The sequence below is a fragment of the Solibacillus sp. GQ1 genome, from assembly GCF_059758555.1.
The window spans coordinates 544,960-560,933 of the sequence record NZ_JCAXEX010000001.1 but is presented as its reverse complement, the minus strand read 5'-3'; the positions used below and the strand labels follow the sequence as shown (position 1 = coordinate 560,933).

General features: G+C 40.6%; 17 protein-coding genes. All 17 read right to left on the bottom strand.

Annotated elements, in window-relative coordinates:
- Nucleotides 1–62 precede the first annotated feature (62 nt).
- A complete protein-coding gene (gene dprA / locus AC6CH1_RS02580) occupies nucleotides 63–956 on the bottom strand; it encodes a DNA-processing protein DprA (RefSeq protein ID WP_251689357.1) in 894 nt (297 codons plus the stop codon).
- A 175-nt stretch (nucleotides 957–1,131) separates the two neighbouring features.
- Entirely contained in the window at nucleotides 1,132–2,034 is a 903-nt protein-coding gene (sucD, locus tag AC6CH1_RS02575) for a succinate--CoA ligase subunit alpha (RefSeq protein ID WP_251689359.1), read from the bottom strand.
- Nucleotides 2,031–3,212, bottom strand: coding sequence for an ADP-forming succinate--CoA ligase subunit beta (gene sucC, locus AC6CH1_RS02570; protein ID WP_251689361.1), 1,182 nt, complete (start codon nucleotides 3,210–3,212; stop codon nucleotides 2,031–2,033). The genes sucD and sucC overlap by 4 nt, the downstream gene beginning before the upstream one ends.
- A gap of 188 nt (nucleotides 3,213–3,400) precedes the next feature.
- The gene (locus AC6CH1_RS02565) at nucleotides 3,401–3,694 is read right to left on the bottom strand and encodes an EscU/YscU/HrcU family type III secretion system export apparatus switch protein (protein ID WP_251689363.1); all 294 of its coding nucleotides are present in this window, start codon (nucleotides 3,692–3,694) and stop codon (nucleotides 3,401–3,403) included.
- Nucleotides 3,691–5,613, bottom strand: coding sequence for a hypothetical protein (locus AC6CH1_RS02560; RefSeq protein WP_498316234.1), 1,923 nt, complete (start codon nucleotides 5,611–5,613; stop codon nucleotides 3,691–3,693). The genes AC6CH1_RS02565 and AC6CH1_RS02560 overlap by 4 nt, the downstream gene beginning before the upstream one ends.
- A 4-nt stretch (nucleotides 5,614–5,617) precedes the next feature.
- Nucleotides 5,618–6,391, bottom strand: a complete 774-nt coding sequence (gene rnhB, locus AC6CH1_RS02555) for a ribonuclease HII (RefSeq protein ID WP_251689367.1) — start codon at nucleotides 6,389–6,391, stop codon at nucleotides 5,618–5,620.
- A gap of 113 nt (nucleotides 6,392–6,504) precedes the next feature.
- Complete coding sequence (gene ylqF / locus AC6CH1_RS02550; RefSeq protein WP_251689369.1) at nucleotides 6,505–7,458, bottom strand: ribosome biogenesis GTPase YlqF; 954 nt, start codon at nucleotides 7,456–7,458, stop codon at nucleotides 6,505–6,507.
- 353 nt (nucleotides 7,459–7,811) lie between these two features.
- Nucleotides 7,812–8,375, bottom strand: coding sequence for a signal peptidase I (lepB, locus tag AC6CH1_RS02545; RefSeq protein WP_251689370.1), 564 nt, complete (start codon nucleotides 8,373–8,375; stop codon nucleotides 7,812–7,814).
- A 182-nt stretch (nucleotides 8,376–8,557) separates the two neighbouring features.
- Nucleotides 8,558–8,902: a 50S ribosomal protein L19 gene (rplS, locus tag AC6CH1_RS02540; RefSeq protein WP_008403308.1), complete on the bottom strand. Its 345-nt coding sequence runs from the start codon at nucleotides 8,900–8,902 to the stop codon at nucleotides 8,558–8,560.
- A gap of 131 nt (nucleotides 8,903–9,033) precedes the next feature.
- Nucleotides 9,034–9,762: a tRNA (guanosine(37)-N1)-methyltransferase TrmD gene (gene trmD, locus AC6CH1_RS02535; RefSeq protein ID WP_498316233.1), complete on the bottom strand. Its 729-nt coding sequence runs from the start codon at nucleotides 9,760–9,762 to the stop codon at nucleotides 9,034–9,036.
- On the bottom strand, nucleotides 9,759–10,280 hold the full coding sequence (rimM, locus tag AC6CH1_RS02530) for a ribosome maturation factor RimM (protein WP_251689374.1): 522 nt from the start codon (nucleotides 10,278–10,280) through the stop codon (nucleotides 9,759–9,761). The genes trmD and rimM overlap by 4 nt, the downstream gene beginning before the upstream one ends.
- A 244-nt stretch (nucleotides 10,281–10,524) precedes the next feature.
- Nucleotides 10,525–10,758 carry a KH domain-containing protein gene (locus tag AC6CH1_RS02525; RefSeq protein ID WP_008403311.1) on the bottom strand — a complete coding sequence of 78 codons (234 nt, stop codon included), beginning with the start codon at nucleotides 10,756–10,758 and terminating at the stop codon, nucleotides 10,525–10,527.
- Nucleotides 10,759–10,785: 27 nt separating this feature from the next.
- Entirely contained in the window at nucleotides 10,786–11,058 is a 273-nt protein-coding gene (rpsP, locus tag AC6CH1_RS02520) for a 30S ribosomal protein S16 (protein ID WP_008403312.1), read from the bottom strand.
- A 92-nt stretch (nucleotides 11,059–11,150) separates the two neighbouring features.
- A complete protein-coding gene (gene ffh, locus AC6CH1_RS02515) occupies nucleotides 11,151–12,509 on the bottom strand; it encodes a signal recognition particle protein (RefSeq protein WP_251689376.1) in 1,359 nt (452 codons plus the stop codon).
- Nucleotides 12,510–12,521: 12 nt separating this feature from the next.
- Nucleotides 12,522–12,857, bottom strand: a complete 336-nt coding sequence (locus AC6CH1_RS02510; RefSeq protein ID WP_251689378.1) for a putative DNA-binding protein — start codon at nucleotides 12,855–12,857, stop codon at nucleotides 12,522–12,524.
- A 200-nt stretch (nucleotides 12,858–13,057) separates the two neighbouring features.
- Nucleotides 13,058–14,551 carry a UxaA family hydrolase gene (locus AC6CH1_RS02505; protein ID WP_498316232.1) on the bottom strand — a complete coding sequence of 498 codons (1,494 nt, stop codon included), beginning with the start codon at nucleotides 14,549–14,551 and terminating at the stop codon, nucleotides 13,058–13,060.
- Entirely contained in the window at nucleotides 14,548–15,963 is a 1,416-nt protein-coding gene (locus tag AC6CH1_RS02500) for a tagaturonate reductase (protein ID WP_251689383.1), read from the bottom strand. Before AC6CH1_RS02500 ends, AC6CH1_RS02505 begins: the two co-directional genes overlap by 4 nt.
- Between the last annotated feature and the right edge of the window lie 11 nt (nucleotides 15,964–15,974).

Here is a 15,974-nt window from a genome sequence, read left to right as displayed (position 1 = left end):
GTTTGTCAAAGCTTTTCCTGTTGCAAAATGTATAACAGATTGGCTAATATTGCAACTTTTTTTCAACGTGATTTTGAAAACAATTGGATTTCCTCTAAGATTTGAAAGCCATCCCACACTGGAATTGCGCCTTCTTTTATTAATTTATTTGTCCCTCTTGACTGCTCGCTAAAAATATTTCCCGGCACTGCAAAAACATCTTTTCCTTGTTCAAGAGCAAGCTCCGTTGTTATAAGTGTTCCGCTTTTCAGTGCGGCTTCCGTAACGACCAGCGCTTCGCTCAATCCGCTAATAATACGATTTCGTGCAGGGAAATGCCATTTTTGCACACCGACATAGGGTGGATATTCTGTTACAAGTAAATGCTCATGTGCCATAAATGCATTTAGCTCTTTATTTTGAGGCGGATAACTATGGAAAAAGCCATGGCCTAAAACACCTATTGTCTTTCCACCATATCGGATTGTTGCTTCATGTGCAAGTCGGTCTGCTCCTTTTGCAAGACCGCTCACTATAACATATTGCTCACGAATTAGCGGGGGAACAATGAAATTCAACGCGTCCTCACTATAGCTAGTCGCTGCCCTTGAACCGATGACCGCAAGCATTTTCGGTCTGTTCAGTAACTGAATATCACCTTTAGCATAAATAACAGCAGGTGCATCGAACAGTTGTTTTAAGCGTTCCGGATATAAAGGATTCGTATAGGGAATGGCCGTTATATTATGTTGGCCATAATAAGTTGCCATCGACCTTGGTATGAGCTCTTTATAATATTTTATGAGCTGTGAGGCTTTTTCTTCTTTTATATTTAGCTGGACCGCTAAAAATTTTGGCGAAATATGCAATATTTCGTCGAAATCATCTGTAATTTTCATAAAATTTCGGACTTTTTTCCAGGAGAGGGGAAGAATATAATGCAGTTTCAATAATTGTTCATTTATTGGGTTGGTCATTTCGACACTCCTTTTTAATAGAAGAAATTCAGATGACCGCAGTTTTTAATTGTGAGGTAAGCATTGTGTAAAACATAGTGTAGCCAATGAATTCGGGCTCATAACCCGTTTATGGAACCTAATATATGGAGACATATGAAAAAGATGTAGCGAGGCGACCGCTACATCTTCCATTTTAATGTGTTTTACAAGCTTCGTACAAGCCTTTTTCTTGGATTACTTTAATCAGTGTTTCACCGATTACAGAAGGCGTCGGAGCTACTTCAATACCCGCTGCATTCATTGCTTTGATTTTCTCTGCAGCTGTTCCTTTACCGCCGGAAATAATGGCACCTGCGTGACCCATACGCTTTCCTGGAGGAGCTGTTTGGCCACCGATAAAGCCTACTACCGGTTTATTCATGTTTTCCTGGATCCATTCAGCAGCTTCTTCTTCCGCTGTACCACCAATTTCACCAATCATGACAACCGCATAAGTTTCCGGGTCTTCATTGAATGCTTTTAAGCAATCGATAAAGTTTGTCCCATTTACCGGGTCTCCCCCGATTCCTACCGCCGTTGTTTGACCAATACCTGCCTGAGTCAGTTGGTGTACCGCTTCATAAGTTAATGTACCAGAACGTGAAACTACGCCTACATGTCCTTTTGTATGAATGTAGCCTGGCATGATACCGATTTTACACTCATCAGCAGTAATAACACCCGGACAGTTTGGACCAACTAAACGTGTTTTCTTGCCTTCCATATAGCGCTTTACTTTAACCATATCAAGTACCGGAATATGTTCAGTAATACAAATCGTCATATCCAAATCCGAATCAACTGCTTCAATAATAGCATCAGCCGCAAATGGTGCCGGTACGTAAATAACAGATACATTTGCACCTGTCGCATCGACTGCTTCTTGTACTGTATTGAATACAGGAACACCTTCGATTTCAAGGCCACCTTTACCTGGTGTTACCCCTGCAACGATTTTCGTTCCGTATTCAAGCATTTGTTTTGTATGGAAAAGGGCTGTTTCCCCAGTAATCCCTTGTACGATTACTTTTGTCTCTTGATTAATGAACACACTCATGCCGTTACCCCGCCTTCAGCTTCAACTAATTTCACGATTTTTTGTGCGCCGTCCGCCATTGAGTCAGCTGCCACAATGTTTAAACCAGATTCATTTAACATCTTTTTACCTAGCTCTACGTTAGTCCCTTCCAAACGTACTACTAATGGAACTGCCAAACCGACTTCTTTTGCAGCCGTGATAACACCACTTGCAATGATGTCGCACTTCATGATTCCACCAAAAATGTTAACGAAAATTCCTTTTACATTTTTGTCTGATAAAATAATTTTAAAAGCTTCTGTTACTTTTTCAGCTGTTGCACCGCCCCCAACGTCAAGGAAGTTTGCGGGTGATCCGCCGTAGTAACTAATCGTATCCATCGTCGCCATAGCAAGACCTGCACCATTTACCATACAGCCGATATTGCCGTCTAACGAAATATAACTTAAATCATATTTAGATGCTTCAATTTCTTTTGGATCTTCTTCATCGAAATCGCGTAATTCTACGATATCTTTATGACGATATAAAGCGTTTGCATCAAAGTTGAATTTTGCATCAAGCGCCACTACCTGGTCATCACCAGTTACAACTAGCGGGTTGATTTCTACTGTAGATGCATCTTTATCGATAAATGCTTTGTAAATACCAAGCATTAACCCTACTGCTTTATTTACTAGCTTAGCAGGGATATTCATATTGAATGCCATACGACGCGCCTGGAAAGCATTTAATCCTGTAACCGGGTCAATCACTTCTTTGAAGATTTTTTCCGGATTAGTCTCGGCTACCTCTTCGATATCCATACCACCTTCTTCAGAACCCATCATTACTACACTAGAAGTTGCACGGTCTAATACTAAACTTAAGTAATACTCTTTTTTAATGTCCGAACCTTCTTCTATATAAAGACGTTTTACTTCTTTACCGTCTGGACCTGTTTGGTGAGTTACTAAAATTTTGCCTAACAATTCTTTAGAGAAAGAGCGAACTTCATCGAGGTTTTTTGCAATTTTAACGCCCCCCGCTTTACCGCGGCCCCCTGCATGAATTTGTGCTTTTACTACTGTTACGTTTGATCCAAGCTCTTTTGCTGCTTTTACTGCTTCGTCTGGTGAAAACGCGACACTTCCTCTTGGAACCGCTACACCGTATTGTCTTAATATCTCTTTCCCTTGATACTCATGGATATTCATGATACATCCTCCCATCGGACATTTGGAAATTATTCTACTAACATAATCTATTTTATACAATTATTCAGACAATGTCTATATTTGTCACACAAGCAATTTTTAGTTTGCTTTATGTCAAAATATTCTTTGTATAGATATTTTCTAATTTTCCGAAAGATATACTCTACATAAAAATAATAAAATACCGGTTATTTATTTTTAGAAGTTAACTTCTGCTTTTCGTCCAAATGATAAATAAAGGCAAAAACTTCGGCCACTGCTTGGTAAAGTTCTTCCGGGATGGATGTGTTCAAATCAAGCTGGCCCAACAGTTCCACCAAGTTGGGGTCTTCATAAACAGGTACTTCATGCATTGCTGCTTTTTCTAATATATTTTCCGCAATTTTCCCTTTTCCTTTCGCGACAACTGTCGGACCACTGCTTTTCTGCGGATCATAGGAAAGGGCGATCGCTTCTTTTCGTATATATTTTTTTTCGGTCATACGCGGATATCTACCCCTCCTTGCTCGTCTTCTTGCTGATTTGACAGTTTTGTGACAGTTTTTCCTGCTTGTTCTCCAAAAGGTTTGATAAACAGTCCGGATAATGTATAGTCTTTTTCCAGCAACCCTGCCTTTAACGTTCCTTTCAGGGAAGTCGCCAACGAATCTAAATTTGGCATATCATTATATATATTAATTGTGACGACACGGTTTTGTACTTGCATATCGATTACAGTCTGCTGCAATGTTTCCATATTTAAATAAAATAGAATGCGGGCAAAATTGGCATCAATTTTACCATCATCTTTCATACGACCATTCCATTGCAATGTGGCATCCATTTTCTTGCCGAAGAAATCCAACGGCACTTGCATGACAAGCTGATGCTGATGTCCGTTTTCCCCTGAATTGAGCTGCATCCCATTTAGTCTGGCCATCACCATTTCAGCGGCATCCTTTATTGCAACCGGTGTTTGGACATCTTGAAGTAGCGCTAATAATTGCGGCTTTATTTGTTGGGCAATTGCCTGTATATCCCCTGCCTTATTCGCCAGCGCCGCCTCATAGCTGACGCCAAGCCCTTTTAAGACAGTCTTTATTGCCTGTTCCATCGCACGACTATCAACCGCAGCCTGTACTTGACCTTCTGCTTGTGTGAGCGCACTTTGCATCACAGGCTGCGGACTGTCAGCCGTCACTTTCACTAAATTGCGCAACAGCTGATCGGCAATCGGTAAATTTGTCTCTGGCTTCAGTAACGTGAGCAATTGATCCTTCGCGGACAGCCCTTGATCATTTTGCATAAATAATCGCGTCGTTACATTTTCACTGTATGCGTTTGTCAGTTGCTGCCGTAGTTGATTTACTAATACTTCCACAGCTGGCTTTGAAGCCGGAATCTGTTCAAAACGTGACAGTAATTGCTGTAGTTGCTGCTTTTGCGTTGACGTTAATAAGCTTTCATTATTAATCCATGCTTTTACTTGCTCTAACATCGGTTTTATTTGTTCAGGGTTCGTTTGCCCGAGCTGCTGCAGCATTTGGCCCGCCCCTTTTAACAGCGGTGTTGCAGCAGCCTGTAATGGATTCATCGTCTGTTGGTTTCCTTGCTGATTTACCGTTTGCCAATTTTGCAAAGTTGCATTTTGCGGTAAAATACCCGCTTCTTTTAATACCGTCAGCGATTGAAGTTTCGATGCAATCGATGAATTATTATCCAGTAAATTTTGAGTCGCCCTTGCAAGGAGGATACCGCCTGTTTCATTGTTCAACGGCTTTGCCAGCTGGTCAATTTGCTGTAATAGCGATGATTTGATCGTTTCATTCCCTCCAGATTGAGATGCCAAGAGCTGCGCCAAATTGGCTAAATTTGCCGACATGCCATCTGTTTTGATTCCTTGAGTCAATGCTTGAAATACGGTATTTGTAAAAGGCATTTTCAGCTCCACCATTCGCTGCAGTGCGTGAAGTGCATTATTCTTATCTACTCCTGCAGGCAAGTTTTTCATCCAGCTTTCCGCGGCTATGAGCTGTTCTTTTGCAAGGGGTAACTGGGCTTTCATAAAATGCGAAAGTACTTGCTGCATTTCACTCGATTTCGGCAAATTCATTGTTTCAAGCAGCTGGGACATCTGCTGGCCGGCTGTCATTGATTGCGACATCGGTCCAGTTACTACTTTTAATTCTGTTTGCGGATTTGTCGCTGTCACCTGAAAAAAATGTGCATCGCCTAGCTTTAAAGGTACTTCCAGCTTTGCCATGAGCTTTTGATTGCCCACTTGGACTTCTGCCATCTGATTTGGGTAGAGCTGCTTAATCGTCCCGTGAAATACCTGATCCTGTCTTAACGATAATGGCTGGTTTGCTGTTACTTGCTGCGAAGTATTAGTTTGGATTGCATTAAACGATGAGAAGTTCATGCCGTTACTCCCTTCTTTGAAGCATTGATTTAATCGGTTCAAATGTTTTTCGATGATGTTCTGTCGGTCCATATTGGGCAATTGCTTCCAAGTGCTGCTTTGTTCCGTACCCGGCATGCTGCGCAAAACCGTATTGCGGATATTCGCAATCCAGCTTTTCCATATAGTCATCACGTGCCGTTTTCGCTAAAATAGATGCTGCTGCGATTGACAGGCTGCGTGCATCCCCCTTTATGATGGATGCTTGCGGAATCGACGTCGAAAGTGTCATCGCATCAGCCAATATGAAGTTCGGTTTGACTTCAAGTGTTTCGATACTTTTTAACATTGACTGGCGTGTTGCTTCATATATATTAAGGCGATCGATTTCTTCGGCACTTTGAAAATGAACAGAATAATATAATGCATGTTTTTTAATCCGTTCAGCAAACTGATTACGTTTTTCTTTTGATAATTGTTTGGAATCGTTTACGCCAATCAGTTCCTGGCAATAATTCGGCAATATAACGGCCGCGGTTACGACAGGTCCCGCGAGTGGTCCGCGGCCTGCTTCGTCTGTGCCTGCAATATAGGCATTTTCATATGGTAAATAGCTTGCGTCAAATTGCAGTTTTTCATTATGTGCTTGTTGGAGTGCTTCTATCTTTTCCAGGCGTTTTTGAAATTGCATCCATGCTTTTTGGACGCCTGCCCGTTCATCCTTTACTATATAATCCATCCATGGCTCGATTTGTGCTGCTGTTTTTAATGCTTCTGTAATCTCTTTAATTGTTTTCATATAAAGTCCTCAAATCTATCAATCTTCTTGTTATATCGTCTACTTTTCTTATTATAAAAGAAAAAACCTTTCTCAAATAAATGAAAAAGGTTTTGACTGTCTATTATTCCACTTTATTCGTTGCTTTCTTGCTTTTTCTGGCGGTTTAGCGCGGCAGTTTTTTTCCGGCGCTCTTCATTTTCCAGCGCAATCGCTTCTTCCAATTGCTCTTTTTCAAGTTGCTCGGAAACAAAATCAAATGTGAGTTTCCCAAGATTCTGTTCACGAATGTCGCGTACAACTAATACGGACACTTGATCATAGTCAATCTCTCCGCCTTGTCCAAATACACGGCGTAACTTTCCAATTGCATCAAATGTTTCGACAAGTTCTTCGGATACTGCTGAAATTTTATAGCGTTCTTCCATGCGTGTTGGATAGTGAGTTTCTAAAAAACGTAAGCCGTATACAGCCAAGTCTTCCATATTCATAATTGTATCTTTAATCGCACCAGTCAAAGCAAGCTTATAGCCGACTTCCTGATCTTCAAACTTCGGCCATAAAATACCCGGAGTATCCAGAAGTTCAATTTCCTTACCGACTTTAATCCATTGCTGTGCTTTTGTAACACCCGGCATATTTCCTGTTTTCGCAAGGTTTTTCTTCGCTAAACGGTTGATTAAAGTTGATTTCCCGACATTCGGAATACCTACAATCATTGCGCGGATGGCACGGGGCTTCATTCCTTTTGATTTCATGCGCTCCCATTTATCCGCCAAAATCTCCTGTGCGGCCTTTGTAACCGCCTGTAAGCCTTTCCCTTCCAACGAGTTAATCGCTACTGCTTTAAAGCCTCTGTCGGCGAAATATTGAATCCAGCGGCGTGTTTCCTGCTCATCGGCCATATCTTGTTTATTTAAAACGAGCAGGCGCGGTTTTTGATGAATGACTTCATCGATCATCGGATTACGTGAAGATAATGGTAAACGCGCATCGACAAGCTCAAAAATGATATCGACAAGCTTTAAACTTTCCGATACTTGACGGCGCGCCTTTGCCATATGTCCTGGAAACCATTGAATTGTCATAATGTATAACCTCCTGTAAATTACATACTTCTATTCTCAACAAAAAAATGAGGAGTTTAAACTGCCCCCTCATTTTAGACAATATTTAATATTTATTGCGATAAATGATCCTTCATCAAATATGGGGTTGATTTCCATTACAGGGCAGACGCTTTCCGCGGGCAAGAATTAGAGTCAAACTTGTTTGTCTCTAGTTCTTTGCGCCGAGGATGGCTGCAATTTAATGCGACCACCGCAGAAGCAACGACTTGATAAATGAGAAAGCGAAATCAATTCGCCTCCCCTCCATTCTAATCAACCGCTATGACATTTAGTTAAGTCATCCTCATCTATTGATGAAAATCCGATAAATTTTACTTTACGATTTCAATTTCGTTTAACGGCCAGAAAATGATGTTCGTATTGCCGATAATTTCTTTCTGTTCGACGATTCCAATATGGCGGCTGTCTTTACTGAAGCGACGGTTATCGCCCATTACGAATACGTAGCCTTCCGGAATTACGTCCAGTGACGGATCGATATCTTTCAGCGAGAAGTCACCTGTTAAGTTGCCTTCGCTAATTTCGGCCTTATAAGCGTCCAAATACGGTTCGTCGATCGGTTCACCATTAATGTATAATTGATCATCCTTATATTCTACAAAGTCCCCTGGAACACCGATGACACGTTTAATATAGTCCTTTTGTTCAGGTGCGTGGAATACGACAATGTCAAAACGGTCGGGTTCGCCGATTTTATAGCTGAATTTGTTGACGATCATACGATCTCCATTTTCAAGGGTAGGCATCATTGAATCCCCGTCTACTACAATCGGTGTAAATAAAAAGTAACGAATAAATGCGGCAATCGCAAACGCAATCAGTAGAGCTTTCGTCCATTCCCAAAGCTCATTTTTTTCTTTTTCAGTTTTTTCCACGTAGCTATCCCCCTTGCTCATCACATTTATTGTATACGAAATATGTATATCAAGCAAAAATCTAATCTAAATTATTACATCATATTATCTATAGTTTATTGTCAAAATCACATGTTAATACACATTTTTTTACTTAAAGAAAGAAAGGGACTTGTATATACAAGCCCCCTCCTAAAAAGTTCTTATCGAATTTCTTTAATACGAGCAGCTTTACCACGTAAGTTACGTAGGTAGTAAAGTTTAGCACGACGTACTTTACCTTTACGTACTACTTCTAACTTAGCGATTTTTGGAGTGTGTACTGGGAAAGTACGCTCTACACCAACACCGTAAGAAATTTTACGTACTGTGAAAGTTTCGCTAATTCCGCCACCACGACGTTTAATAACTACACCTTCGAATAATTGGATACGCTCACGAGTACCCTCAACGATTTTAACGTGTACCTTAACTGTGTCACCTGGTTTGAATGTAGGTAAGTCTGAACGTAATTGATCTTTAGTGATCTCTGTAATAATGTTTGACATTGTTTTCTCTCCTTAGACAGATGCTCATGCACGCTAATTTAAGCCACAGCGGAACACCGTAATTCAGTGCTTACATTGAAGCACAAAATGAATCTTACCATAATTGTTTTAGGCTTGCAAGTAGTTTTGCTTTACATTTCATTCTTAATTTTTTCGATTATTTTCATTTGCTTGTCCGTTAATTCAAGTGCGTCCAATAAATCCGGTCTGCGCTCCAACGTACGCTTGAATGACTGTTCCTCACGCCACGCATCTATTTTCGCGTGATTACCTGATAGCAATATATCAGGCACTTTCATTCCTCTAAAGTCAGATGGGCGCGTATAATGAGGGTGCTCTAATAATCCTGTTGAAAATGAATCCTGAATATGTGAATCTTCCTGTCCCAGTACACCCGGCAACAAACGTACAACCGCATCGATTACCGTCATCGCAGGTAGCTCGCCTCCTGTTAGAACAAAGTCGCCAATCGAAATCTCATCTGTTACTAGATACTCCCGAATCCGCTCATCATATCCTTCATAATGCCCGCAAAGGAATACTAAATCTTCTTCCTTTGAAAGCTCCTCTGCCTTCTTCTGCGTAAAGCGCTCGCCTTGTGGGCACATGAGAATAACACGTGGCTTGCGGCCTTCTGTAATGGCTTCCACCGCATTGAACATCGGTTCCGGCTTTAATACCATTCCCGCTCCGCCGCCGTACGGGTAATCATCCACTTGTTTGTGCTTGTTTTCACTGTACTCCCGGATATCGGTTACCGCTAGCTCAACGGCACCTTTTTCCTGAGCCTTTTTTAAAATCGATGACCCAAACACACCCGTGAACATATCAGGAAATAAACTTAATACGTGAATCTTCATTCCAACAAACCTTCCATTACGTGAATAACGATTTTCTTTTCATCGACATCAATATCTTTTACGATATCCTCAATGTAAGGAATGTAGTGTTTCTTACCATTTTGCGCTTTAACTTCCCATACATCGTTTGCGCCCGTTTCTAAAATATCGGTAACAACGCCGATCAGTTCGCCCTCTTCTGAAAACACTTCACAATCTTTAATTTCAAAGTGATAGTATTCATTATCTTCAAGCTCATCTTCCGCTAATTGATCCATCGACACTTTTAATAGGCCTTCTTTAAATGGTTCCACTAAATTAATGTTTTCCATTCCTTCAAATGTCACCAAGATAAAGTTTTTATGCCGTCTTGATGAACTGATCGTTACCCAAGTCGGTTTTTTATCATCTTTTTTGAATGCTGCTAGTTTTGATCCTACCGCAAAACGTTCTTCTTCAAAGTCCGTTGTCGATAAGATTCGCAGCTCTCCACGAATACCATGTGTATTTACAATACGTCCTACATTAAACCATTCCATGTATATTCCACCTTTTATAATAATTTGTTACCACATAACTTTTATATACACCGTTGTTTGGAGTGAAGGCGGCGAAGTAACATTCAAATGCCTTTTGATTTGAATGTTACTTTGCGACGAAAGCGGAGCGACAGGAGCACATGCACAATCCTTCTATGGCAACCGCAATAAACTCCTACCGTAACGGAAAACAACATTATCATAACAAAAAAAGAAGGGTTAGCAAAATGCCACCCTTCTTTTACTAATCCAATATATCGACATACGTCTTTTTCTTCTGGTGGCCGCCCGCTGCTGAGTACACAATCGTACGAATTGCCTTCGCAACACGTCCTTGCTTGCCTATTACTTTCCCTCGATCCTCTGGATGAACAAAAAGCTTATAAACAACTCGATTTGAAGTTTCGTCCGTCTCAATACGAACGTCTTCAGGATAATCGACTAACGGTTTCACAATTGCTTCAATCAGCTGCTGCATAATGCCACCTCCGAATTAATCATTGAATTATTTGCTGTATTTAGCGTTATGGAATTTTTCCATGATACCTTGTTCTGAGAACAGGTTACGTACAGTATCAGATGGTTTTGCACCATCAGTTAACCATTTAAGAGCTTTTTCTTCATCGATTTGTACTGTAGCTGGAACTGTAAGTGGGTTGTAAGTACCTACTGTTTCGATTTGACGGCCGTCACGTGGTGAACGAGCGTCTGCAACTACGATACGATAGAAAGGAGATTTTTTAGCTCCCATACGTTTTAAGCGAATTTTAACTGCCATTTTTATAGCACCTCCGAATAAGTTTCACACAAGATATTATATTAGCAATGTCTTGATGGTTTGTAAAGTGTTTTTTCTTAACACCTAATTTTTTATTTAAATAATGAATCAAAACCAGGCATTTTCATCTTCTTTTTACCTTTACCTTGAGCCATGCCTGTCATCTGTTTCATCATTTTTTTCATTTCTTCAAACTGCTTCAATAAGCGGTTTACTTCCTGAATTGACGTCCCTGAACCTGTAGCAATACGCTTTTTGCGGCTCGCCGAAATGATTTCCGGGTTTGTCTTTTCATTTGGTGTCATCGAATAGATAATCGCTTCAATGCGTCCCATCTGCTTTTCGTCGACTTTGACATTGTCAAGGCCTTTCATCTTGTTTGCACCTGGAATCATTTTCAATAATTCATCAAGTGGTCCCATTTTCTTCACAGCTTGAAGTTGTTCGATAAAGTCATCAAACGTAAAGCTCTGTGTCATGAACTTTTCTTCCAGCTCTTTTGCCTTTTCCATATCAACGTTGGCCTGTGCTTTTTCGATCAGTGAAAGTACATCACCCATCCCTAAAATACGTGATGCCATACGCTCAGGATGGAATGGTTCCAACGCATCCATTTTTTCGCCCATACCGACAAATTTAATCGGTTTCTCAGTAACAGAGCGAATCGACAGTGCCGCACCACCACGAGTATCGCCGTCTAATTTTGTTAAGACAACGCCCGTAATGCCGACTGTTTCATTAAAGCTCTGTGCAACATTTACAGCATCTTGACCAGTCATTGCATCAACAACTAAAAATACTTCATCCGGCTCTTTTAAACCGCGAATGTCTTTCAGTTCCTGCATCAGCTCTTCATCAATATGAAGACGACCAGCTGTATCGATTAATACAACGTCCAAATGCTCTTCTTTTGCATGCTCGATTGCCTGACGTGCAATTTCAACAGGTGAAACATCTGTACCTAGTGAGAATACTGGCAGAGATAACTGTTTGCCTATTGTCTGTAATTGCTGAACAGCGGCTGGACGGTAAATATCTGCTGCTACTAATAATGGTTTTTTATTATACTTTTTACGTAATACATTCGCCAACTTACCTGTAGTCGTCGTTTTACCTGCACCTTGTAAACCAACCATCATAATGACAGTCGGAGGACGGTTGCTGAATTTAATCGGGCTTTGTTCGCCACCCATTAAATTCTTCAATTCATCCTGGACAATTTTAATGACTTGCTGACCAGGTGTTAATGATTTCATGACGTCGACGCCGACTGCACGCTCACTAACTTTTTTAACGAATTCTTTTACTACCTTTAAGTTTACGTCCGCTTCGATTAAGGCAAATCGGACTTCACGCATCATTTCTTTAACGTCTTGTTCCGTTACTTTACCTTTACCTTTAATCTTTTGGATCGTACCTTGGAGTCGCTCTGCTAAACCTTCAAAAGCCAACTCGTTCGCCCCCTAATCCGATTCCTTCAGTTGTTCAACCAATGCCAGTTTCGCCTCTGTCGTAGAAGCCTCATCCATGATCGCATTCGTCAATTGTTTTAACACGATTTGACGTTGTTGAAACTTTTCGAATAAATTTAGTTTTTCTTCATATTCTTCAAGCATCGCCTCAGTACGGCGAATATTATCGTAAACAGCTTGGCGTGAAATACTATAACTTTCGGCAATTTCTCCTAACGAGTGATCGTCCAAGTAATACAGTTCCATGTAGCTACGCTGTTTATCAGTTAATAACGCTTGATAAAAGTCGAAGAGAAAGTTCATGCGTGTTGTTTTTTCAAGTAGCATTTTTATCTCTCCAATCATAATTTGTCTATCTTATCATAATCTTGTGGGCAGTTACTGTCAAGGTAATCCCCTTGTCCGTATGGATAACCTTTTTCTTTCCATCGATAAGCAAATTTAAAAAATGACGACACTCCCTCAAGAAAAAGGAAGCATCGCCATTTCTTATATAATAGGAAGATTACTATAAAGCGAAGATACTTTTACAGCGTTACACCTGTTTTAAAAATAGCCATTTCTTTAAAATTCATTCGTTCATGATTTAATGGCTCACCACTTGCAACAGCAATAATGTATTGAATAAATTCTTCCAGTACCGCATCTTCATCAACGTCATCTTCTAATATTTGCCCTGCGTTAAAATCAATCCAATGCTTTTTTTGCTCATAAATAGCACTGTTTGTTGAAATTTTCATCGTAGGTACAAATGAGCCGAATGGCGTACCACGACCTGTAGTAAACAGTACTAATTGACAGCCGGCTGATGCAAGTGCTGTACATGCTACAAGATCATTCCCAGGTGCACTCAATAAATTCAACCCGCGTTTTTTTAAACGTTCGCCGTATTTCAAAACGTCTACAATCTCAGCACTGCCCGCTTTTTGCGTACAACCTAACGACTTGTCTTCCAGCGTTGTAATCCCGCCTGCTTTATTTCCTGGTGAAGGATTTTCATAAATCGGCTGATTGTAGTCGATGAAGTATTGTTTAAAGTCATTAATAAGCGAAACAATCTTTTCAAATGTTTCTTCATCTTGTGCACGGTTCATTAAAATCGTTTCCGCTCCGAACATTTCCGGAACTTCCGTCAGCACCGTTGTGCCGCCCTGTGATACTAAAAAGTCGGAGAAACGGCCTAGAAGCGGATTCGCCGTGATACCCGATAAGCCGTCTGAACCGCCACATTTTAGTCCGATACGCAATTCACTAATCGGAATATCTTCTCGGCGGTCATTGCGGACTGCTTCATGAAGTTCCACGAGTGCTTCTACACTTGCTTCAACTTCATCATCAACTTGCTGAGACACGACAAATTTCACACGGGAAGTATCGTAATCACCTAGTTCCTGCTTCATCTCTTCAATTGTATTATTCTCGCAACCAAGTCCTAATACAAGCACCGCTGCAGCATTCGGATGATTAATTGCATCCAGTAAAATAGTACGTGTATTTTCATGGTCGTCGCCTAATTGCGAACAGCCAAAATTATGCTTTAATACGAGTGTCGATTCAAAAGGCGCAATACTTCCTACGCGTTGCTCAAACTCCCGAATAATCATATCCGCAATACCATTCACACATCCGACTGAAGGAATAATCCACAGCTCATTCCGTATACCAGCTTCACCATTGCTGCGTCGATACCCTTTAAATGTTAAATTACGCTGCGGGTAGTTTAATGTAATATCTTTCTTGTCGTAATTATAGTTAATGATGTCCTGCAAATTTGTTTTCACATTATGCGTGTGGACAACAGTTCCTTTTGCAATATCTTCAGTAGCATGTCCAATCGGATAGCCATATTTTATAATATGTTCCCCTTTTTCAATGTTACGTGTGGCAATTTTATGGCCTCTAGTAACTTCCTGTGCCAAATTAATCTGCTCTTGGCCGATGGAAAATGGCTCTCCCGCTTCAAACGCACGTAAAGCGACCGCAACATTATCAGATGGATGAATTACAATCGTTTCTTTCATAATCCCATTACCTCCTCTTCCAATTCCGCAATAAACTGTGCTGTTTGTTGTTCTTTAAATGCCGCAATTGCCTGCCCGACAAATTGTTCAAGTTGTGGAATCGTGGTTAAATCTATTCCCCAAAGATTTTCATTACGCAATACAGCCTCTAATGAGTTTGCCGTAATTTGCTCAATCGCTTCCGGAGCATCTTGCGGCGAAAATACTGCCGGTGTCTGATATAGGTAAATCCAGGCAGCCAATGATGTTGTTAAATGTTTCGGAAGTGTTTCATATTGCTTATAATACGCCAGTAAAGATGGGATATTTCTAGTTTTAAACTTGGCGATTGCATTGAGTGCAATACTTTTTACGTAATGTGCAATAAAAGGATTTTCAAAGCGCTCTAAAACCGCTTGTTGATATATGATTAACTGTTCTTTGTCACCATTAATGGTAGGTATCACTTCCTGGGCAAGTAAGCGTTGAACAAACGGTCTTAATCCAGGGTGTTCCATCACTTGCCCGACTGTATCTATATTCATCAAAATAGCAAGCGGTGTTAATGCGGAGTGTGCACCATTGAGCATTTTCACTTTGCGCTCCCGGTAATAACTCAATTCTTCTACAAGCTTTACTTCAAATTTATTATTAACTAACGGAAAAGAATGAAGCGCTTCCTCATTTTCTATTACCCAAATATAATACGGTTCTGCCGAGACAAGTAATTTGTCAACATACCCAAGCTTCATCGATAATTCTTCATGTTGGCTTTTCGGGAATCCCGGTACGATACGGTCAACAAGTGTGTTGCAAAACGTATTGGCATTTGTTACCCAATCGATGAAGCTCTGCCCTAGGTTCCATGCATTTGCATAGCTTACAATCCCATTTTTTAAAGCGGTACCGTTCTGTTCAATTAATTCACACGGCAGGAAAATCAGCCCTTTTGACGGGTCTCCGCCGAATGTTTCATAGCGTTTCCATAAAAAATGAGTCACATTCGCTACAAAATTTGTTGATGGCTGTTTATCAAATGGAAGCTCTTCATAAACAATCCCCGCTTCGGTAGTATTGGATACAACATATTGGAGGTCTTCTGAAACCGCGAGCTTCATATATTCTTCGTATTGCTTTTGCAGTGATATGCTCCGTGTTACACTTTCAATCACTTGTTCATAGTTGACTCGCTTACCATTTTGAATTCCTTGCGTAACAAGTGTGTATAGGCCGTCTTGCGCATTGATTATTTCTGACGTACTTCCTGATGTTGACTGGACAATAACAATTCCTAAATCCTGTTGCTGCTGTAAATTCGCTTCATGTACAAGCCAATCAACAAAAGCACGGAGAAAATTCCCCGTGCCAAATTGGACAATACGCTCTACGACAGCTGTTTTTCGAGTATACACTTCGTTTGATAACTGTTGCATGCTTCATCCAC